Source organism: Mycobacterium gordonae (genome assembly GCF_002101675.1).
Lineage (GTDB): Bacteria > Actinomycetota > Actinomycetes > Mycobacteriales > Mycobacteriaceae > Mycobacterium > Mycobacterium gordonae.
The window spans coordinates 1-20,653 of record NZ_LQOY01000084.1 but is presented as its reverse complement, the minus strand read 5'-3'; the positions used below and the strand labels follow the sequence as shown (position 1 = coordinate 20,653).

Sequence of the window (20,653 nt, the reverse complement as noted above, 5' to 3'; positions counted from 1 at the left end):
GCGTGGCTGAGCTTAGCTTCGACGGGAGGGTCGCCATCGTGACCGGGGCGGGAAACGGTCTCGGCAAGGAGCATGCGATGCTGCTTGCATCACGCGGCGCGCGCGTGTTGGTGAACGATCTCGGCGGCAGCGTCGCCGGCGTCGGCGCGGACCTGACCGCGGCGGAGGCCGTCGCTCAGGAGATCGAAGCCGCCGGCGGTATCGCGGTCGCCGATGGTCACAGCGTGGCGACCCGAGAAGGTGGGGCGGCCATCGTGCAGGCGGCTCTCGACGCCTTCGGGCGGGTCGACATCGTCGTCAACAACGCGGGCATCCTGCGCGACAAGTCCTTCCACAATCTCACGCCGGAGCTACTCGATCCGGTGATCGATGTCCATCTCTACGGCACCATCTGGGTGACCCAGCCGGCGTTCCTCAGGATGCGCGAGCAGGGCTACGGCCGGATCGTCAACACCTCCTCCGCCGCCGGGATTTTCGGCAACTTCGGTCAGACCAACTACGGGGCCGCGAAGATGGGGGTCATCGGCTTCACACGGGTGCTCGCCCAGGAAGGCGCGAAGTACAACATCAAGGTGAACGCGATCGCGCCGATGGCGCGGACCCGGATGACCGAGGAACTCCTCGGGCCGATCGCCAAGAAGCTGGACCCGGCACTGGTCGCCCCGGTCGTCGCGTATCTCTGCCATGAATCCTGCGATCTCACGTCGAGGATCTTCTCCGTTGGGGGCGGGCGAGTGGCCGAGATCTTCATCAGTGTGACGAAGGGCTTCTCATCGCCGACGCTCGATATCGAAGCGGTCCAGGACAACCTTGAGGCGATCTGCGACCGAGAGGGATACCAGACTCCAACGCAGGCCAACGACGAGATCGGCCTCGTGCTTCAAGCGCTCGGCTGAACACGTACGTACGTTGAGGAGGACCATGCCATGGCCGTGATCGACCTGCTGCGCCAAGCGGTAGAGGACCGACCGGACAAGACCGCCGTCATCGCCGAGGACGGCGCGGCCACTTTCCGCGAGCTCGACGCTGCCAGCAGCCGGGTCGCCCAGCAATTGCACGCCGCTGGGGTGAGCCGCGGTCACAAGGTGGCGATGCTGCTCGCCAACGACCAAGCGATGCATTTCAATGCAGTGTATTTCGGCATCCACAAACTTGGTGCCGTGCCGGTGCCGCTCAATACCCGGTGGGCAGCGCCGGAAAAGCTGTTCGTGCTTGAGCACAGCGACGCCGTGGCGGTGATCACCGGTCTCGCCCACCGGGAGGTTCTGGTTGCGCTTGCCGAAGGCGAATCTGTCGAGATCGGCGGCCGTCCCGGTAGCTTCCAACTTGAGCACTTCTTCGTGACCGGCAGCGAGGCGCTGGATGGATTCACCCCCCTGGGCGACGTGGTGGGCGCGGGCTCTGCGGACGTGCCGCTCCTCGAGCCTTCCCTGAGCGCCGACGACCCGGCGGATCTGCTCTATACGTCCGGCACCACCGGGATGCCCAGGGGCGTGCTGGTGCCCGAGGGCAACCTCGCCGACGAGCCCGGCCAGGCGAGCCTCGGGCAGCTTCTCGGCGCGATGTTCGGCGAGAGCCTGCTTCATGCGGTGCCCTTGTTCGGTTTCACGGGCTGCCATGGCCTGATGCTGCTAAGCATTCGTGCCGGGGTCACGCAGATCGTGTTGCCGCGTTTTGATCCCGAGCAGTTGCTCGCGGCGATCGAGCGCTACCGCGCCACGTCGATCATGGGTGTGCCGACAATGCTGAATTTGGCCATGAAGCACCCCACGGTGGGTGATCACGACTACAGCTCGCTGCAGCTCGTGTTTTTCGGGGCGGCGCCGATCCAGCCCGACACCGTGCGCAAAATGCGGCAGGTGTGGCCCGGAGCGAAGATGCTGAACGCTTACAGCCTCACCGAGGCCGGTGCCGGCGCGGCCTGCATCCTCGGTCCCGACCCAGATGACATCCTTGCCCGGCCGGGCTCGGTTGGCAGGCCCGTAGGATGCGAGGTTGTCGTCGTTGATGACTACGATAACCCACTCCCCCCAGGCAAGGTCGGCGAGATCTGCTTTAAGTCGAAGATAGCTCGGCGCAGCTACTACAAGGGGGAGCAGCCCACCGCGGAACTTTGGAGCGGTGGACTGTTGCACACCGGCGACGTGGGTTATGTCGCTGACGATGGCTACGTCTATCTGACCGAGCGCAAAAAAGACATGATCCTGCGCGGCGGCTACAACATCTTCGCCATCGAGGTCGAGCGCGTGCTGCTCGAGATGCCCGAGGTGCTCGAGGCCGCAGTCATCGCGGTGCCGCATTCGGACCTCGGTGAGGATCTCCTAGCGGTGATCGCGCCCAAGCCCGGGTTCAGCGGCGGCGAAGGCGAACTCACCGCGGAGCGGATCAACCAGTTCTGCCGCCAGCACCTCGCCGACTACAAATGCCCGCGCCACATGGTCGTAGTGGACGAGCTACCGAAGAACGCCATGGCCAAGGTCATGAAAAACGAACTCCGACAGCGCTTCCGAGATCACCTGTTCGATCAAGGGGCCGAAAACAAATGAATGCTCCTTGAATATCGGCTTAACAGCGCGACGGCGGCCATTCCGAGCAGTGTCCGGCGCATAGCCACAGAAGAACCGTAAAGCGAGCGGATGGGGACGGCGGAAGATGCCAAGGCCGGTGAGACAGTGCTTACGCGGAATTGATGAGCGCTTCGGTGTGTGGATTGGTCGATCCAGGCGACGGTAAGGCCGTCCCTATTTCTTTTCGCGACAACAACTGTTTGAAGAGAAGATGAGGTGCCATGTCATGGATTTCATGCTCAGTCCAGAACAGGACGATTTCCGCCAGACTATACAGCAGTTCGTTACCGAACTGTCACCGCTGGCCAAGGTTCGCCAGGCGGTAACAACTGCGCCGGGATATGACATCGACCTTTGGTCTCGCATGAGTCGGGAACTGGGGCTGCCGAGTCTGCTCGTACCGGAGGAGTACGGCGGTGCGGCAGCAACGATGATCGAGGCTGCTGTCGCCATCGAGGAGCTTGGACGCGGCATCGTGCCGTGCCCGCTGTTCGCGACCGTCGCGCTCGGTGTCGCGCCGATCTTGATCGCGGCCAGCCAGGAGCAGAAGAGAGAACTGCTTCCAGAGATAGCCGCGGGCGCTCGTACAGTCACGACTGCTATCAATGAACCGGGTTGCGTTGACGGCTTCGGTGCTGTAGCCATGCGAGCGGCGACAAATGGCGACGCCGTCACGCTGTCTGGGACCAAGATTCATGTGATCGACGGCCATAGTGCGGACACCCTGCTGGTGCTCGCTCTGCCGCCCGGTGACTCCGCTGAGCCGGCATTGTACCTCGTTGACGGTAACGCCGTCGGCCTCACCCGTACACGCGTCGAGACCCTGGACATCACCCGACCGCTGGCCACCCTGACCTTCGACGCCGTCTCTGCGGTTCCCTTGGCTGGCGCGCACGGCGTCGCGCCCATACGCCGTGCGTTAGATGTCGCGAAGACGTTACTCGCAGCGGAGATGGTTGGTGGCACCGAGGGCGCTATGACCATGTCCGTCGAATACGCCAAGGTGCGTCACCAGTTCAATCGGCCCATCGGCTCCTTCCAGGCGATCAAGCACCGATGCGCCGAGATGGCAATCGAACTGGACAGTGCTCGTGCAGTCACTCTCTACGCGGCTCATCTGGCAGCGGAGGAGAGCGCTGACCTCGCCAAGGCGGCCCCCATTGCCGTGGCAACCGCCGCGGCCGGATTTGACTTCACCGCATCGTGGAATGTGCAGATTCACGGCGGGATCGGGTTCACCTGGGAGCACGACGCACACCTCTACTACCGGCGGGCGAAAGCCGACCGGGTACTGCTGGGCTCAGTACGCGAGCAATGGCTCGAGGTCGCTGACCGCATCGGGCTCTAAACACCGCCACATACTTCGTCGGCACGAACAGAGAAAGATGACATGTGGATGGGGACCCCCTCAGCTCAGACGCTCGTTGATATAGGCGTTAGAGGAATTTTTCAGGAGCTCGAGGAGGTCCCGATGACGATGGTAGGCGGTTTCGACGTGCGGCGACAGCAGATCACATTCGATTACGTCGATTATGACGGCTTGTTGCGCTGGGGTCAGATCGGTCCGGCGACCCGGAAAGCGTTGCGGAACTGGCTGGCTGAGCACTGCAGCGATGGGGACGGCCAGTTCGCGCTGGAGGGCTGCCCGGGGTGGCGGTATGTGTGCGAGGAGCTGGCCGCTGCTGGGATCTGCGCGCACCTGGGGGATGCGGCCGAGATTGCCGTCTTACCGGAGCCCAAGAAGCGCGCCAAGACCGACCGCGCCGATACTCGGTTGCTGCGTACGCTGTTGTTCGAGGACCGGTTCCCCGAGTCGTGGATCCTACCCGCACACATGCTGGAGATCCGCACGCTGGGCCGGTTGTACTACACGTTGATGGACGAGCGGCGGGCCTGGCAGCAGCGCATCCATGTCCAGCTGTTCCATCAGGGCTGTCCACCGATTCGGGCGCTGTTATCCGGCGCAGGCCGCGCGGCGCTGGACAGCGTCGACTTGTCGGCGGCGGGCCGGCGGTGCGTTGACACTGCGCTACGGCGCATCGATCAGCTAAGCACCGAGATCGACCCGCTGCCAAGCCAATTAGTCAACTTCGCCCGACGCCAAGCCGGGTGTCAGGCAATGCAGCGCCATTACGGCATCGGTTGGTTGTGCGCGGCGATCATCTGGTCCGAGGTCGGTGATGTCCGCCGATTCAGCAGTTCCCATCGGCTGGTGCGGTTTGCTGGGCTGGATGTCACCGTGTACTCCTCTGATACCAAACGCTCACCAGGGCACCTGTCGCGAGAGGGCTCACCCGAGCTGCGCTGGGCGGCGTTTGAGGCAGCCGAGTGCGCGAGCCGGCGCCGTTCCCTTGATTACGGTTACTACCACAAGCTGGCAGCCAAGCGCGACGGCCACAACGGCAAGAATCCCCACCCTGGCGGTGGAACGCAAAATTCTGCGCCGATGCTATCACCCGCTGCGTGCGTTCGAAGATGGCGCCCTGGCGCTGCCAGTCCCCGAACGCCAGGAGGTGGCCTCTTAAATGATGCGTTGCGCGCCTGCCATGCCCATTAATCACCTGATGCTAATCACCTGATGCCTGCGGCCAGCGCCCGTGTGGTTCCTGTCGCCACTCCGCTGTTGGGTGGACTTCCCGGAAAGATTGAGCGGCCGCGCCTTCGTTGCCCGCACGTCGGGCACCCCATCGATCATCAAGTTGCCGGATATCGTCCGTGGACTCAGATAAGGCTGGGCGCCGGCACACGCGACGCGCGTCTTTCGCCCCACATTTATGCACCGGAGGGCAGCAGATGACTTGAACCACACCGTCTTTTCCTGTTCCCCGGCGGCCAAGTATGCGGCGGATCCTCGTCGGTCTCAAGGTCGTTCGTCCTCGCTACGCTGCGGGCGCTCCGCCTTGACCCCGACCGCGGTCCACCGCCTTCAAGCGGTCGAAAACGAAGCAAAACACGCAAAAAATAACCCAATGGATCCACCTTTACGCGGGTCCTCAACACAGATAAGGGACGACGATTCGATATGGACCTGTCTTATCCCCCGTCAGCTGAGGCGTTCAGGTCACGAGTGCGCGACTTCATCACCGCGAACGTCCCTGCCGACTTCGCTGGAATCGGGGCGTTGGATCAAACCCGGCGGAAGGAGTTCATCCGAGAGTGGCGGAAGACGCTCGCGGACAACGGCCTACTCGCCGTGTTGTGGCCAAAGCGATATGGCGGAGCGGGACTGACCCCACTCCACCAAGTCGTGCTGGCCGAGGAGTTTGCTCGCGCCGGGGTACCCGCCGGAACTGAGAACGACATGTTCGGGATTCAGCTGCTTGGCAACACGCTTGTCGTCTGCGGCACCGAGGACCAGAAGAATTGGTTCTTGCCGCGAATTCTGTCCGGTGATGATCGGTGGTGCCAGGGGTTTTCCGAACCCGACGCGGGATCGGATCTGGCCAGCCTGCGGACGAGAGCGGTTCTTGATGGCGACGAATGGGTCATCAACGGGTCCAAGATCTGGACTTCAGTGGGACACCTCGCCAACTGGATCTTCGCACTGTGCCGCACCGACATGGATGCTCCCAAGCACCGGGGGATCTCATTTCTGCTCGTGCCGATGGATCAGCCCGGCGTGGAGGTTCGACCCATCAAGAATATAGTGGGCCAGTCGATGTTCAACGAGGTGTTCTTCACCGACGCCCGAACCGCTGCAGACAACGTTGTCGGGGAAGTGAACGCAGGATGGTCGGTGGCCATGACGCTGCTGGGTTTCGAGCGTGGAACAAGTGTCACCACCGACGCGATTCGCTTCCAAGCTGAGATCGACCGGCTCTTCGAGCTGGCGAAAGAACGAGGTAAGACTAACGACCCGCATATCCGTGAGCAGCTCGCTTGGTGCTATGGTCGCGTCGAGATTATGCGGTGTCGTGGGTATCAGGCGTTGACGCGCTTCTTACACGGTGAGTATCCAGGTCCCGAGGCCGCGATGACCAAGATCCTCTGGAGCGAGTTCTTCCAACGCGAGACCGAACTGGCGATGGAGATCCTCGAGACGGACGTGTTGACGCTGTCGGGCACGGGAACGAACGGCGCCTTGGCGACTGCGGATGTCGGAACACCGAATTCGTCGCTCGCGTGGGTTGAGTCGGCATTGGCGGCGCGAGCCGCCACGATTTATGCGGGCAGTTCACAGGTGCAGCGCAATATCATCGGCGAGAAACTGCTCGGCCTGCCCAAGGAACCGCGCCTCTAGGATCCGAACAATGCCGGAGCCCGTAGACACCAGTAGTGCCGCTTCCGGTAGATGGGCGGCCATCTCGAATGCGGAATACCTGCGCAAGTGGCTGGGCCTTGGTATCGCGATCGGCACTCGGCGACGCCTGAAAACTGACCCCGTGTCGACGCAGATTTTGACCCCTTCGACCGATTCTCGGCTTGGGCCGAGAGGAGAAAGGAGTTGTTGTCAGTGGACGATTGGCTGAGATCCGCAGACCGCCGCTGTTGAAGATGTTGCCGAAAAGCGGTTCTCCGCGCAGCGGTCACCGTGCCGGTGATGGGTGCGACCAACCGATAATCCATTTTGATGATCATCACCGGCTCGTCGTGACGAAGTATCTTGCGGGAACAGCGGATGACACCGGACCGGATCCGCAGCGTCTTAGGACGATGCGGGCTTGCTCTTTGAGCAGCAAGGCCTCTGTCAATGGCCATTTAGAAGTGTCGCTTGCCAGGGTGATGGGGCCACCTGATTGCCAGGGGGATGGGACCACCGTGGCGCGTTATTGAGGAAGCTCGTCGTCGTGGTCTGGGTCAAGCTGGCTGGGTCGGGTGCGTTGACGGTAGGACGGTCCTTCGATGACGAGGGTGTGGGCGGTGGCCGTGAGTCGGTCGATCGCTGATTGGGCCAGCAGGGTGTCGGCGGTCATGGTCAACCATTCGGAGGGTTCTCGGTTGGAGGTCACGATGGTCGTTTTGGCGCGGTGGCGTTCGACGATGATTTCGTAGAAGTCGCTGGTCTCTGTGGCGCCGAGGGGTCTGAGCGCAAAGTCGTCGATAATGAGGACGTCGATGGTGGTGAGTCGGCGGATCTCGGCGTCGACGGTGTTGTCCAGGCGGGCGGCGCGCAGCCGGGTGAACAGCTTGTCGGATCGGGCGAACAGTACGGAGTTGCGTCGGCGAATTACCATGTGTCCCAATGCTGTTGCCAGATACGTCTTGCCTACTCCGACCTCGCCGGTGATCACGCCGATGCGGCGTTCGGCGATGCACCAGCCGATGCGGGCGAGGGCTTCGTTGTGGGCGCTGTGGCGGTGCAGCATGCCGGGGGCCAGGTCGCGGCCGAACGGCGTGCGCGAGAAACCGTAGTAGGAGATCAGGTTGTCCATCATCGGGGTTGGGCCTCTTCGCCGGTGAGTAGGTCGAGCTGGCCGGGGATCTGGTCGGCCCCAGTCAGGGCGGCGTAGTTGACGCCGCGGGCCAGTTCGGTCTGATGCGCGGTCTCGATCAGCCGCGCGTAGTCGACACCAGTGGGTTTCGGTGGTATCGACGGGGTTTCGGGTTTGGCCTTGGGGTGCGAGTGCCGCCCGATGTGGTGCGGGATCGCTAGCCCCATCGGCACGCCGGCCAGACGCACCTCGATGCGGGTCAAATCGAACGGGTCGAATACCAGCTCCACCTTGCGCCCAACCAGTGCGGGGTCGACCTCGTAGCTGTTGCCGTGCAACGAGACGGTCGCCGTCTTGGTGACGCGGCGGTGCTCCTCCCACAAAAACGCCTCGGTGAGCGCCTCCGGGGCGGGCAGGCCGACCGGGCCAGACGCGCACCAGCGGGCCAGCGGGGTCTGCCCGGTTTCGGAATGGACGGTGCGGTGGTAGACAGTTTCGACCCAGGCCGCAAAGAGCCGGTTCAATTCGGCCAGATCGGCGACGTGGTGGCGTCCGGCGACGTCGGGCTCGCCGGTGATCTCGACCAGGAACTGCTCACGCACGGTCCTGAAAAACCTCTCTATCTTCCCTCGCCCTTCCGGCCGATGCGGTGTCGAATGCACCAGGCGCACACCGAGTTTCGCGCACGCCCTCAACAACCACGTGTCTATATAGGCCGATCCGTTATCGACATACACGGCCTTGGGGACGCCGCGCGAAGCCAGCGCCGGGCGCAGTGCGGCGGCCAGCCGCACGGTGTCCTCGGCATACCCCCACCGATAGCCGGGCAGCAGCCGGGAATGATCATCCAAGAACGCGAATAAATAGGTTTTACGGGCCGCGATCGCGATGCCGTGCAGCGCATCCCCGGTCCACAGGTCGTTGGGGTGCTCAGCCTCGAACCGGCCGAACACCGGCGCCGACCCGCAACCGGTGCCGGCGGTCAGCCCCAACCGGTGGAAGTTGCGTTGCAGGGTCCGCTCATCGGGCGCCCAGCCCAACTGGGTGAGCAGGATCCGGCGGATCGCCGCGGCGGTGCGGGCGGGGTTCTCCCGACGCAGCGCCACCGCCAGCTCCAGCACTTCGGCCGGGGTGCGCGGCGTGCATTGGCGCGGGCTGGGCACCAGCGCATCGAACCCGCCGGCACGCCAGTCCCTAATCCACCGATCGATGGTCTGCCGCGAGATCCGCACCCGCCGCCCAAACGGGTCGGTGTGCTCGCGCGACGCCAACTCGCGCACTATCTTTCCCCGCTCCTTGGTGGAGTGCGCCGGCTCGGCGGCCTCCCGGATCAACTGGTACCGGAACAATCCGATCACCCGGGCCCGCTCGGCCCGCACCCTCGCCTCATCATCGCCGACCACCACCGGCCGCCTCCTTTGCTGTCTTTTAAACACACGACAGCGCACAGGATTACGGCCTCATCTGCCTTGGCGGCAGGGTCGACTCGTGTTGCACCCACTCCCCGGGCCAGCCCGACGCCAACAACCGGCCACCGGAGACCGCCACCGCGACTTCGGCCAGCGACACCTCGGGCAGCGCGAACCGGCGCTCGATCACGGACGAGGACGAAGAAGATATCGCCGATTGGTCCGTTGCCGAAGACCGCACGACCGACCCGCGACAAGACCGATGGATATTCAGTGACATACGGCGTTGCATGAGTGACGTACGCGAGATAGGCGACACCGGCCAGCAAGAACCCGAGAATGCAGGCCATCGCGGTGAGCACTCGACGTGCGTTGACGCCCTGCGGCTTTCGGAAGACGTCGACTGTATTTGGAAATCGCCTCAACCCCGGTCAATGACGAACCCCCGTTGGCGAACGAACGCAGCAAGGTCAGGATCGTCGCGCCCATCACCAAGCCGTTGCCCTGCTGTACCGGCACCGTTCCGGCCAGGTGATGCGGGTCGTACACCGGTAATTCCCAAAATATTTCGCGAATGACACCCACCACGATCGTCAGACTGATCATGGCGATGAAGGAGTAGGTCGCCACCGCGAACGGCATTCCCGCTTCCTTTAAGCCACGCAGGTTCAGGTAGCAGATGACAAGCACCACGCCAACCGTGATGGCTAGGCTGTAGGGACCCAACACCGGGATCGCCGACACCACCGCCACCGTTCCAGCCGCCGACTGCACTGCCACCGTGACCACATAGTCGATCAACAGTGCAGCGGCCGCGACCTGCGCGACCCGGGGTCCGAAATTCTCCCGCGCGCCAACGCCGCCAGCCCGGCCTGGGGCAGCAGTTCGATCAAGATCTGCTCCGGGCCGTATGCGGTCGATGAGATTGCGTCCGGTGAAAGTGCCCCAAGCGCAACGGGATTCGACAACTTCTCGGATGTCAGGTTCTCGGTAATCAGCGGCTTTCCCAGAAAGACGCGCTTGGCTATGTCCCCGACAGTCGCCGGGATACGCTGCTTGCCAGTCGAAGTTGTCACGACCACATTCTTTACCCGAGGTTGAGCGCTAAGGAAGCACTTGGCAACGCCTTCGATGCATTCTGCCGCCCGCCCCCTCCACGCGGGTGCGCAAGCTAAGCGAGGCGGCCGGCCGCGGCGGCGACGCGCTCGTCAGTGGCGGTCAGCGCAACCCGCACATGCTGTGCACCGCGCGGGCCGTAGAACTCGCCGGGCGCCACCAGGATGCCGCGCGTGGCCAACCACGGATGCTGTCCCGGCATGGCTCACCGCGGGTGGCCCACAAGTAGAGTCCTGCTTCCGAATAGTCGATAGCAAAACCGGCTGAGCGCAGCGCCGGCAACAGGGCCGCCCGCCGCCGCGCGTACCGCTCGCGCTGCAGCTTTTCGTGATCGTCGTCGTCCAGCGCGGCCACCATGGCAGCCTGCACCGGCGTCGGCACCATCATTCCTGGCATGTCTGCGTACTGCCAGCAGTTCGACGACCAGGGCGGGATCACCGGCGACGAAACCGGCCCGGTATCCCGCGAGCGACGAGCTCTTCGAGAGCGAGTGCAGCGCTAGCAGCCCGGTGTGGTCGCCATCGCAGATGGACGGATGCAGCACCGACAATGGCTCGGCATCCCAGCCCAATCCCAGGTAGCACTCGTCGGAAGCCACCACAACGCCACGATCGCGCGACCACCCCACCACCTTGCGCAGGTGTTCGGCGCCCAGCACGCGCCCGGTCGGGTTGCTCGGGGAGTTCAGATACACCAGTGTCACCGATTGCGGGCCCAACTGGGTCAGCGAGTCCGCGAGCAGCACCTGCGCTCCCGCCAGCCGGGCGCCGACGTCATACGTCGGATACGCCAGTTCCGGCGCCACGACCACATCCGCTGGGCCCAGGCCCAGCAGGGTCGGTAGCCAGGCGATGAGTTCTTTGCTACCGATCACCGGCAGCACGGCCGCCTTGGTCAGCCCGGTGATGCCGAAGCGGCGGTCAAGGGCAGCCACTGCCGCTTCACGCAGCCGCGCAGTACCGGCGGTTGCCGGATAGCCCGGCGCGGAACTGGCGGCCGCCAACGCCTCTCGGATCACCGGCGCAACCGGATCTACCGGAGTGCCGATGGACAAGTCGACGATGCCGTCCGGATGGGACCCGGCCAGCGCCTCCGCCTCGGCCGACGTGTCCCAAGGGAAATCCGGCAGGGAGGCCGACACTCCCCTGCGAGCGGGTGGTACCCCCAGTCGGCCCATCCCGGGCTTCTGCAGCACCGGCGCGCTCAGTCGCCTTCGCCCTGCGGTGGCAGATCCTTCACCACTTGGGGATCGTTCTCGGTCATGCCGACCTTGGCCGCACCACCCGGCGACCCCAGCTCAACGAAAAAGTCGGCGTTGATCTGCGTGTACTGGCTCCACTGTTCGGGCACATCGTCTTCGTAGTAGATCGCTTCGACAGGGCAGACCGGTTCACAAGCCCCACAGTCGACGCATTCATCGGGGTGGATGTAGAGCATCCGAGCACCCTCGTAGATGCAGTCGACCGGGCACTCCTCAATGCATGCCTTGTCCTTGATGTCGACGCAGGGTTCGGCAATTGTGTACGTCACGGACGTCTCCTCAAGGTGTCCTCCATGTAATGCCCCGTGTGGGCTGCCGTTCGCATTGTCGCGGCGGTTCTGGACCGCTTCCAGACAAAGCGTTTGATTACTGATACTAGACGTTGCACATACACGTCAACCACTTGGCACGCCCGTCAGACCGCAGTGCTATGCACCTAGTCGCACCTAGTCGCACAGCGGCGTGGTGTGCCATTTCTGCTGCCCGGATGGCACCGGCGTACGCGACCTTGGTGTCGCTGTGCGAACAGGCCGGCTCGGGCTACCAGTTACCCCCTGGTTGATCAAGTTCCTGTGGGAGTCCGATGCCCCAGAATTGGGGCGAGGAGGACTCGATTCATGGCACGTCGACGGCATACACCGGAGCAGGTGGTCCGCAAGCTTCGTGAGGGTGAACGGCTGCTCGGTGAGGGCAAAGACCTCGGGGAGGTCTGCCGGCATCTGGAGGTCAGTGAGCAGACCTGGCATCGCTGGCGAAATCAGTACGGCGGGATGAAAGCCGAAGACACCAAACGGCTCAAGGAGCTTGAGCGGGAGAATCAGCGGCTCAAGAAGCTGGTCGCCGAGCAGGCCCTCGACATCGACATGCTCAAGGAGATGAGCCGGGGAAACTGGTGAGCCCCGACCGTCGGCGGCGAGCGGTGGTGATGCTCGTCGAGCGGTTCGGGGTCTCGCAGCGGCGTGCCTGCCGGGTGGTCGGCCAACACCGCTCGGTGCAGCAGTATGGGCCGCAACGACCCGATGGCGTCGAACAGCGGCTGCGCGCCTGACTGCGGGAGATCGCCATCAGCCATCCGCGGTGGGGCTGGCGCAAGGCGCACGCCATCGCCAAGTCAGAAGGCCTCGTGGTCAATCCCAAACGCACGCACCGATTGTGGAAAGACGAACGGCTGCAACGTCCGTCGAAGACCCGCAAGCGGCTGCGCCTGGGCCACAGTGCGGCGCACCGGCGCATGGCGGCGGCCCGCCCCGATCACGTGTGGGCGCTGGACTACCAGCACGACCTCACCGTCGACGGCCGCCAGCTGCGTTTCCTCAACGTCATCGACGAGTTCACCCGCGAGGCGTTGGCGACACGGCCACGTCGGTCGTGGAACGCCGATCAGACCACCGGACTGCTCGACGAACTGATCATGACCACTGGCCGCAAGCCCGAACACATCCGAATGGACAACGGACCCGAACTGACCAGTCACGCCCTCGCCGACTGGGCCCGCTTCGGCTCGGTAGGCGCCGTGTTCATCCAACCCGGCGCACCGTGTTCGGGGGCATTCAGGTTGAGCACTTGGGGGTAGCGATCCGGCACTGACGGTGATCAGTTCGTCGGCCGGTCGTTTCTGCGTTTGGTCTTTGTGGTGTCGGGGCGGCACGGTGATCACGTCGTTGTGGGCGGCGGCCCTCCCGATGTCTCTGGGCGGAGTCTGCGGGAGGGCCGTCTTCGCGCTTGGAGGCGCAGTGGTCACGGTAGAGGCAGATGTCGATGTGGTCGAGCGCAGGCTGGCGGCGGGCGAGTTGAGCTGCCCGGCATGCAGCAGCGTGCTGGCGCGTTGGGGGTGGGCCAGGCCGCGACAGCTGCGCGGTCGGGACGGGTCGGTGCGGTTGTGTCCTCGCCGGTCGCGATGCACCGGCTGCGGGGTGACGCATGTGTTGTTGCCCGTGACCGCGTTGCTGCGCCGTGCCGACACTGCGGCGGTGATCGTGTCGGCGCTGGCTGCCAAGGCGTTGCGGCGGCGGGTGGGGTTTCGCCGGATCGCGGCCGACTTGGCCCGTCCGGTGGAGACGGTGCGGGGCTGGCTGCGTCGCTTCGCCGAGCGGGCCGAGGCGGTGCGGTCAATGTTCACGGTCTGGTTGCGCGCGGTGGACCCCGATCCGGTGATGCCTGAGCCGGCCGGCGGGGTGGTCGCCGATGCGGTGACGGTGATCGCCGCGGTCGCGGGCCCATTTCGATGATCGACCCGACATATCACGTGATCGAGGACCCCGCGAAGGCCGGCAGGCCCGGGGACTCCGGGGAATCCGGGCAACGCAGCGAAACGTAATCTTTTGGCCGGATATCGGGCTGACCCGAGGGGTGTAAATGGCCGAAAGCCGGGCAGTTAGATTCGTTAACTAGTGGGCGGTGTACGTCATGCCCGCGGTCGACGGAAAGGACAGCTGTGAAGCGACTGGCAGCCGTGTTGGTGTCCGTGTTGGGTTTCGCATTCACCGCCAATGGTTACCGGGCGCTGACTAAGCGCCCGTACGGCTCGGTTTTCGCGTCGGAACTTCCAATGCAATCGCTCGGCGTCCAGGTCACGGCGCTGGCGGCGGTGGCTGGGGCTGCTGGGCTTGCGCCACGTCGGGCGAAAGGCCGACGAACCGCTGACCGCTGCGCTCGATGCCGGCCTGGGTCCCGAGCGTCGCACCGAGTCGGGCGATCTATGGAAGCGGCCCGCGCCCGCAGGTGCGACCGCGAAGAAACCTGGCGTGGGACGAATGCTGCGGATCTACCGTGACTACGCGCATGACGGCGATATCAGTTACGGGGAGTGCGGCTCCAGGAACCATCTCGACATCTGCTCCGGTCCAGGTCGGGCCAGTGGGGCGTCGGCAACGTCGGAACGGTGGCGCTTCGCCATTTCGTCGGTAACCCTGCGTACGAGGTGGTCGGCGTGCTCTGTAATCGTCCGGAAAAAGTTGGCAAGGATGCCGGTGAGCTCGTCGGCGCCGCGCCGATCGGTGTGCTTGCGACCACCGACAAGGAAGCCATCGAAGCGCTTGACGCCGATTGCGTGTTCTATGCGCCACTTTGGTCCGATCCCGAAGAGGTCTGCCGTCTGCTGCGCGGGGGCAAGAACGTCGTCGCCTCGGGTGGCGCATGGTGGTATCGAACCGAACACAGCAAGGCGGATATCGACAAGATCGACGCAGCGTGTCACGAGGGCGGTACTTCGTTCCACGCAGGTGGTATCAATCCTGGCTTTGCCGGAGACCTGCTCGTGCTGACGCTGGCCCGAATCGTCAGCCGGATCGACGCTATCCACATCTACGAGGTGGTGAATTTCGGCAAGGACACTTTGAAGTACCTGCACGAGATGGGGATGGGGAGCGATCCCGAAGAGTTTCTGGCCGGACCGAATCTCCTGGGGAACGCATGGCCGTTGTTCGCCCAGTCGATGGCCATGGTGGCGGACGGATTCGGCAAGACGGTCGACAAGTACACAACGGATGTAGAGTTAGGGACGGCCACGCGCGACATCCGGTACGAAGGGGGGCCGACCAGCGACATGCCAGGCTTTAAGGGCGTGATCAAGAAGGGAACAGTCGCCTCACAGCATCACAAGTGGACGACTTGGGTGGACAACAAGACCTTCATCACATTCCACGAGATGTACACGATGGACGAATACAATGCCATTGAGCCGCAGCCTGATTGGGGCGGTCACTATCACTATCGCATCGTGATCGAGGGCGACGAACCCACCGAGCTGATCCTCCAAGCGCCTCCGGATGCGCAGGGCAACTACCCGAAGCCGGGCTACACCTGGACCGCGATGGGCCCCGCGAACGCGATTCCAGCCGTTTGTGACGCCCCGCCTGGATTCCTCACCCATAAGGAGCTCGGGCTTGTGCCGCTGCGCGGCCTGGTGCGCTTGTAGCGATTACAAAACCGCTGGGCCCGAATCAGCCGGGAGACGGCGGGAGGATCCCGCGAATCCGGGCCGTGAGCCACGAGGCCACCGCTCAGGTTTTGCGCGCCGTCAATGAGCTTGCGGACCAGGAGGGTTCTCGCTCCGGCGGGTATTTCGTGCGGGCAGTGGGGGCGATGAAGCCACGTCATCCTTGCGGTCGGGGTCGCTGTCACCTCGGTGCCGGCGGTGTCAAAAATCTTCGCCGACCTGAAAATCCTGGACACACGGTTCAGGCAAGACGACTCTGCATCCGTGGCAGATGTTCTGGCACCTTTTCGCAACGGTGGCCTACTTCATCCTCGGGCTCAAGCTTGTTCCACGCGTCATCAAGCGCATCAACACTTCTCGCTGGAATGTCTTTGCGCGGCAGTCGCCCACCGGCTACCCCATAGCGGTCCTGCTGGCATACTGCGCAGTTGTCGGAGCCCTCGACGTCAACCTCGTCTTCGCGGCGTTCCTCGCAGGTTTTGCCGTCGCGCATAGGAAGCGCAGGATCTTCGCCGACGCGCTCGAGGCAATCGGCAAAGTCTCCTTCGCCTTCTTCATTCCCATCTACTTCGCGATCGTCGGCCTGAAGCTGGATCTCATCCGCGGCGTCTCGGTATGGATGATCGTCATCTTCATTGTCGGCACCTGCGCGATCAAAGTGATGTCGGTATCGCTCGCCGGGCGGTTCGCGGGTTTCCGGGGACTTGACCTGATCAACCTTGCGATCACCACCAACGCCCGCGGTGGCCCCGGCATCGTTTTGGCCAATGTCGCCTTCGACGCCGGCATCATCAGCTCAAAGTTCTACACCACACAGGTAATCGCAGCCGTGCTCACCTCCCAGTTCGCCGGTACTTGGCTCGACTACGTCATGCGTAAAGGCTGGCGGGACTGTCTGAACAACGGTGGATCTGATCTTGGTCTGTCACGCCGAGCGTGAGCTTGGCGGGAAGGACTGACGATGTCAGAAACACTCGATCCTGTGGCGATGGAACTGGATCAACGGCAGCTCGCTGAGCAGCTGCTGGCGCAGGCAAAAGAACAGGGTGTCGAGCTGGTCGGCCCGAACGGGCTGCTGAATCAGTTGACCAAGAACGTGCTGGAGACCGCGCTGGATGCCGAGATGGCCGAGCACCTGGGCTATGACAAGCACGACCCTGCCGGGCGCGGCAGCGGGAACTCCCGCAACGACACCAGGGCCAAGACGGTGCTCACCGAGATCGGCGCCGTCGAGATCGAAGTGCCTCGCGACACCAACAGCAGCTTCGAGCCGCAGATTGTCAAGAAGCGTCAGCGTCGGCTGACGGGTATCGACGAGATCGTATTGTCACTCACGGCAAAGGGATTGACCACCGGTGAGGTCGCTGCCCACTTCGCCGACGTCTACGGCGCCACGGTATCCAAGGACACGATCTCGCGGATCACCGACAAGGTAGTCGCCGAGATGACCGACTGGTGTAACCGGCCACTGGTGCCCGGGCGGATTCCACTCATCGTTGCGAATCAGTGAAGTGTGTACTGACGCTCCCATCGTCGCAGAAGTTCGGTCGGGGTGTTGTCCTTGAGGCACAGTCGTGGGCGGTCGTTGAGTTCATCGGCGATCTGCCGGAGTTGGCCGTCGTCCCAGATGCTGAGGTCGGTGCCCTTTGGTAAGTATTGGCGTACAAGCCCATTGGCGTTCTCATTACTTCCGCGTTGCCAAGGTGAGTGTGGGTCGGCGAAGTAGATCTTCAGCCCTGTCGCCGCCTCGATACGTTTGTGATGAAACATCTCGTTGCCCTGGTCCCAAGTCAGGGTCCGGCGCAGTTTGACCGGCATTTGGGTGAACGTTGCGATCAGGGCATCCCCGACATGCTGTGCCGAATGTCCATTCGGCAGTCGAATCAGCAGTGTTAGACGCATCTTTCGTTCCACCAGCGTTGCGACCGCCGACCGCTGCTGGGCGCCGACGATGAGGTCACCCTCCCAGTGGCCCGCCTGTCGGCGGGTTTGGACGCTCGCCGGTCGCTCGTGGATTGACCGCAGCTTGGTGAGTTGTTTCAGCGCGCCGTCGATAGCGCGATCCGTACCGAGGCCGACACGCTGGAGCGCATTCGGCGGCTGGCAGCCCACTACGACGACGCGACGATCGCGCGTCTGCTCGCACGGCAGGGCGTGATGACTGCGACCGGGCTGGCGTTCACCCGCGACCGGGTTGGCAGCCTGCGCCGCAAACACGGTATCGCCGGGCCGACCGAGCCTGTCGTACCCGTCGGCGACGATGTACGCATGGTCAGTATCGCCGAAGCCGAGACGCTGCTGGGGCACCTCCCGCGCCACTCTCTACCGGTGGCTGGCAAGCGGCTTCATCCACGGCGAGCAACATCGCCCTGGCGACCCGTGGCGGATCCGCATCGACCCCGAGCTACGCGCCAATATCACCCCAGACACACCCGACGGATGGGTTGGGCTCGAGCAGGCTGCCCGCCGACTCGGCGTGGCCAAACAGACCGTCCTGGATCGAATCCGCCGCGGAGAGCTCAACGCCGTCCACGTCAACCGTGGCCAACGCAAAGGCCTGGCCATCCAACTGCCGCTGCCGGAGGAGACCTTGTTCACTACGGCGCCATGAAACGCCGACAGCAGCTTGTCGCATCCGGTCCAGAACACCTAATCGCACCACCCGCCCGACCATGAACACCAACAACAACGCAGCATTCGGCCCGAATCTGGACCGAATGAGACAAACGACGAAAGGAAATTAGCAGTGAGAACCGGGATCGACCGGGTTGCCCAACTCGTCGCGCAGATCGATCGTTCGCTTGCGTTCATGAGTCTATGCGGTAGCGCTGACAGGCTCGGTTGGCACCAGGCCAGTTTCGGTGTGATTTTGCGGATTCCTTTGCGGCAGTTCGGTCGGTGGGTCGTGCAGCGATCTGCGTAGGTCGGCCAGCAGCCGCAGCCCGGCCGGGGTCATGGTGAACCCGCGCCATCCGGCGCTGGCGCGGTCGAGTACGGCCCACACCAGTGTGAGGCAGGAGTACTCGCCGGGCAGGCGGCCGATCACCTTGACTCTGCGCCGTGTTTCGCCGAAGGTGCGTTCGATGAAGTTGGAGTGTCGGGCCCTGGGCCAATGCTCACGGGGAAACCGCAGGTAGACGGTCAGCGAGTCGCGGTCATCGAGCAGGGCCCGCACTGCGGCCGGGTAGGAGTCGCGCCAGCGCTTGGCGAACGCGTCGGTCCTGTTTTGGGCGAGTTTGACCGCGGCGATGCCGGGTTCGACATCGGCTGGTAGGTCGAAGACCGCCCAATAATCGGCTTTGACGTCAGCTTGGGCATTCTTGGGCACCTTGGCCAGGATGTTTCTGGCGCGATGAATAAGACACCGCTGCCGCAACGCCGCGCCCATGGTGGTCTCGACCGCGCCGATCAGCCCGGGTGCGCCGTCGCTGATCACCAGCAGTGGGCACGCCAGGCCGCGTTCGCCGAGCCCGCGCAAGAACCCTTCCCAGGCCGCACCGGATTCCGAGGAGGCCGCCTCAAGCCCGACGAACACCGGTTTGCCGTCGGTGTCGATACCCCACGCGGCCAGTACCGGCTCGGCTGAGGCGCCTGCGTGGTATTTAAAGTGCGACCCGTCCAGGAACAGGTAATCGAGCTCGACGTCGTCGAGGCGGCGAGCGCTCCACTGCTCGAACTGAGCCGTTGATGTCCTCGCAGATGCGCGACACCGTCGACTTCGACACCGCGGCGGCCTCGCCGAGCGCTTCGACCAGGGTGGCCTCCACGTCGCGGACCGACAACCCGCGCACGAACCCGGCGATCACCAATGCCTCCAATGCGTTGGTCTTGGTTACTCCCTTGCCGAACAGCTGGGAGGCGAACCGCTCGGTGGTGCCGCGCATCTTCGGCCGTGCCAGCGTCACCGGTCCCGCGGTGGTCTTCACCGTGGTCGGGCAGTATCCGTTGCGCATCCCGGCGCGGGCGTCCGCACAGCTCGCGGTCCGCTGGTAGCGGTCCCGGCCCAAAAACGCGGCCACTTCGGCCTCGATGGCGGTCTGCAGCAGCAACCGGGCACCAAGCCGGGCTACTTCCTCGATCGCGCCCGCCAGGTCCTCGCCGCCGGCGAACACACCATCAATTTCTGCCTGCAACCGCTGCACAGGCGATACCCTCTTCGACACGGACGTAGGCTCCTTCCATCAGACTGGCCGGTCTTCGAGGGAACCTACGTCCGGATTCTTTTACACCGCGGCAGGGACACGACCTAGCGAGGACACTGTCGCGTTAGAGGACTTGCTGACTCCGACACTCGACGAGTTGGACACGATCGCTACCAATGGCGGTCTGGCGCGGGGCGTGCCGACCGGATTCGCTGATCTCGATGAGATCACCTGCGGGCTTCAGCCAGGAACCATGGTTACCGTTGCGGCTCGTCCGGGCGTTGGAAAAGTCCGTTCTAGCACTGGATTTCATGCGATCGTGTTCGCTCAGACATCGGATGGCCAGTGTCATCTTCTCGTTGGAAATGAGTAAGTCCGAAATTGTGATGCGGCTGCTGGCGGCCGAAGCGAGGGTCAAACTTGCGGATATGCGTTCGGGGCGCATGAATGACGATGACTGGATCCGGGTGGGCGGCACCATGAGTCAAATCAGCGATGCCCGGATTCGGCCCGTTGCTAGGAGGCGGAATTCGTGGCCGCGATTAACGGCGATCTAGCTAACTACGAGACCGTGGATAGGCTTGCGGGCATCGCTGGTCTTTCACCAGTGCCACACGATTCCGGGCGCGTCACGGGCAACCTGAAACGTCCACGCAGGTATGACCGGCGCTTACTCCGAGCCTGCTACATGGCTGCCCACAACAGTCTCCGCACCAGTCCAGCATCGCGTGCCTTCTACGACCGGAAACGAGCCCAGGGCAAACGCCACAGTTGTCGGCGTCGTCTGAAAACTGACCCCGTGTCGACGCGGTGGTTTCTAGGTGCGGTCGCAACACTTCTCTAGATTCT

15 protein-coding genes and 8 pseudogenes are annotated in these 20,653 nt (G+C 63.7%); 14 read left to right on the top strand and 9 right to left on the bottom strand.

Going from position 1 to position 20,653, the window contains the following annotated elements; genetic code table 11:
* Positions 1–2 precede the first annotated feature (2 nt).
* The 5 genes from AWC08_RS14515 (at position 3) to AWC08_RS14495 (ending at position 6,807) form a co-directional block, all read left to right on the top strand.
* Positions 3–896: an SDR family oxidoreductase gene (locus AWC08_RS14515; protein WP_007168453.1), complete on the top strand. Its 894-nt coding sequence runs from the start codon at positions 3–5 to the stop codon at positions 894–896.
* A gap of 30 nt (positions 897–926) precedes the next feature.
* Entirely contained in the window at positions 927–2,546 is a 1,620-nt protein-coding gene (locus AWC08_RS14510) for a class I adenylate-forming enzyme family protein (protein ID WP_007168454.1), read from the top strand.
* Positions 2,547–2,793: 247 nt separating this feature from the next.
* Positions 2,794–3,915: an acyl-CoA dehydrogenase family protein gene (locus AWC08_RS14505; RefSeq protein ID WP_050790029.1), complete on the top strand. Its 1,122-nt coding sequence runs from the start codon at positions 2,794–2,796 to the stop codon at positions 3,913–3,915.
* A gap of 123 nt (positions 3,916–4,038) precedes the next feature.
* Complete coding sequence (locus AWC08_RS14500) at positions 4,039–5,124, top strand: transposase (protein ID WP_224112852.1); 1,086 nt, start codon at positions 4,039–4,041, stop codon at positions 5,122–5,124.
* 465 nt (positions 5,125–5,589) lie between these two features.
* Positions 5,590–6,807 (top strand): acyl-CoA dehydrogenase family protein, encoded by a 1,218-nt coding sequence (locus AWC08_RS14495; protein WP_007168458.1) that lies wholly within the window; start codon positions 5,590–5,592, stop codon positions 6,805–6,807.
* A 526-nt stretch (positions 6,808–7,333) separates the two neighbouring features.
* Here the strand turns inward: AWC08_RS14495 and AWC08_RS14490 are convergent.
* The 6 genes and pseudogenes from AWC08_RS14490 to fdxA all read right to left on the bottom strand — a co-directional run bounded on the left by AWC08_RS14490 (position 7,334) and on the right by fdxA (position 11,994).
* Positions 7,334–7,942, bottom strand: a complete 609-nt coding sequence (locus tag AWC08_RS14490) for an ATP-binding protein (RefSeq protein ID WP_224112853.1) — start codon at positions 7,940–7,942, stop codon at positions 7,334–7,336.
* Positions 7,939–9,345 (bottom strand): DDE-type integrase/transposase/recombinase, encoded by a 1,407-nt coding sequence (locus AWC08_RS14485; RefSeq protein ID WP_007168461.1) that lies wholly within the window; start codon positions 9,343–9,345, stop codon positions 7,939–7,941. Before AWC08_RS14485 ends, AWC08_RS14490 begins: the two co-directional genes overlap by 4 nt.
* A 46-nt stretch (positions 9,346–9,391) precedes the next feature.
* Positions 9,392–9,544 (bottom strand): annotated as a pseudogene (locus tag AWC08_RS37075) (hypothetical protein); the annotation flags it as partial.
* Positions 9,537–10,424 (bottom strand): annotated as a pseudogene (locus AWC08_RS14480) (APC family permease); the annotation flags it as partial. The pseudogenes AWC08_RS37075 and AWC08_RS14480, both read right to left, overlap by 8 nt.
* 95 nt (positions 10,425–10,519) lie before the next feature.
* Positions 10,520–11,605 (bottom strand): annotated as a pseudogene (dapC, locus tag AWC08_RS14475) (succinyldiaminopimelate transaminase).
* 62 nt (positions 11,606–11,667) lie between these two features.
* Positions 11,668–11,994 (bottom strand): ferredoxin, encoded by a 327-nt coding sequence (gene fdxA, locus AWC08_RS14470; protein ID WP_007168467.1) that lies wholly within the window; start codon positions 11,992–11,994, stop codon positions 11,668–11,670.
* Positions 11,995–12,342: 348 nt separating this feature from the next.
* Here fdxA and AWC08_RS14465 point away from each other — a divergent pair, with 348 nt between their 5' ends.
* The 7 genes and pseudogenes from AWC08_RS14465 to AWC08_RS14435 form a co-directional block, all read left to right on the top strand.
* Complete coding sequence (locus AWC08_RS14465; protein WP_007168468.1) at positions 12,343–12,621, top strand: transposase; 279 nt, start codon at positions 12,343–12,345, stop codon at positions 12,619–12,621.
* Complete coding sequence (locus AWC08_RS36505) at positions 12,618–12,773, top strand: hypothetical protein (RefSeq protein WP_154074411.1); 156 nt, start codon at positions 12,618–12,620, stop codon at positions 12,771–12,773. The genes AWC08_RS14465 and AWC08_RS36505 overlap by 4 nt, the downstream gene beginning before the upstream one ends.
* A gap of 75 nt (positions 12,774–12,848) precedes the next feature.
* On the top strand, positions 12,849–13,298 hold the full coding sequence (locus tag AWC08_RS14460) for a DDE-type integrase/transposase/recombinase (RefSeq protein WP_007168470.1): 450 nt from the start codon (positions 12,849–12,851) through the stop codon (positions 13,296–13,298).
* Positions 13,299–13,701: 403 nt separating this feature from the next.
* Positions 13,702–13,935 (top strand): annotated as a pseudogene (locus AWC08_RS37070) (hypothetical protein); the annotation flags it as partial.
* A 596-nt stretch (positions 13,936–14,531) separates the two neighbouring features.
* Positions 14,532–15,641: an NAD(P)H-dependent amine dehydrogenase family protein gene (locus tag AWC08_RS14445; RefSeq protein WP_007168472.1), complete on the top strand. Its 1,110-nt coding sequence runs from the start codon at positions 14,532–14,534 to the stop codon at positions 15,639–15,641.
* A gap of 292 nt (positions 15,642–15,933) precedes the next feature.
* Complete coding sequence (locus tag AWC08_RS14440; RefSeq protein WP_007168473.1) at positions 15,934–16,602, top strand: cation:proton antiporter; 669 nt, start codon at positions 15,934–15,936, stop codon at positions 16,600–16,602.
* 48 nt (positions 16,603–16,650) lie between these two features.
* Positions 16,651–17,133, top strand: a pseudogene (locus tag AWC08_RS14435) (transposase); the annotation flags it as partial.
* Positions 17,134–17,165: 32 nt separating this feature from the next.
* Here the strand turns inward: AWC08_RS14435 and AWC08_RS14430 are convergent.
* The 3 genes and pseudogenes from AWC08_RS14430 to AWC08_RS39625 form a co-directional block, all read right to left on the bottom strand.
* Complete coding sequence (locus AWC08_RS14430) at positions 17,166–17,981, bottom strand: IS30 family transposase (protein ID WP_007168475.1); 816 nt, start codon at positions 17,979–17,981, stop codon at positions 17,166–17,168.
* An 85-nt stretch (positions 17,982–18,066) separates the two neighbouring features.
* Positions 18,067–18,348 carry a hypothetical protein gene (locus AWC08_RS14425; RefSeq protein WP_136244823.1) on the bottom strand — a complete coding sequence of 94 codons (282 nt, stop codon included), beginning with the start codon at positions 18,346–18,348 and terminating at the stop codon, positions 18,067–18,069.
* A gap of 129 nt (positions 18,349–18,477) precedes the next feature.
* Positions 18,478–19,825, bottom strand: a pseudogene (locus AWC08_RS39625) (IS256 family transposase).
* Positions 19,826–19,901: 76 nt separating this feature from the next.
* On the opposite strand from AWC08_RS39625, the pseudogene AWC08_RS38220 reads away from it, so the two are divergent.
* Positions 19,902–20,304 (top strand): annotated as a pseudogene (locus tag AWC08_RS38220) (DnaB-like helicase C-terminal domain-containing protein); the annotation flags it as partial.
* A pseudogene (locus AWC08_RS14405) lies at positions 20,297–20,591 on the top strand (transposase); the annotation flags it as partial. The pseudogenes AWC08_RS38220 and AWC08_RS14405, both read left to right, overlap by 8 nt.
* Between the last annotated feature and the right edge of the window lie 62 nt (positions 20,592–20,653).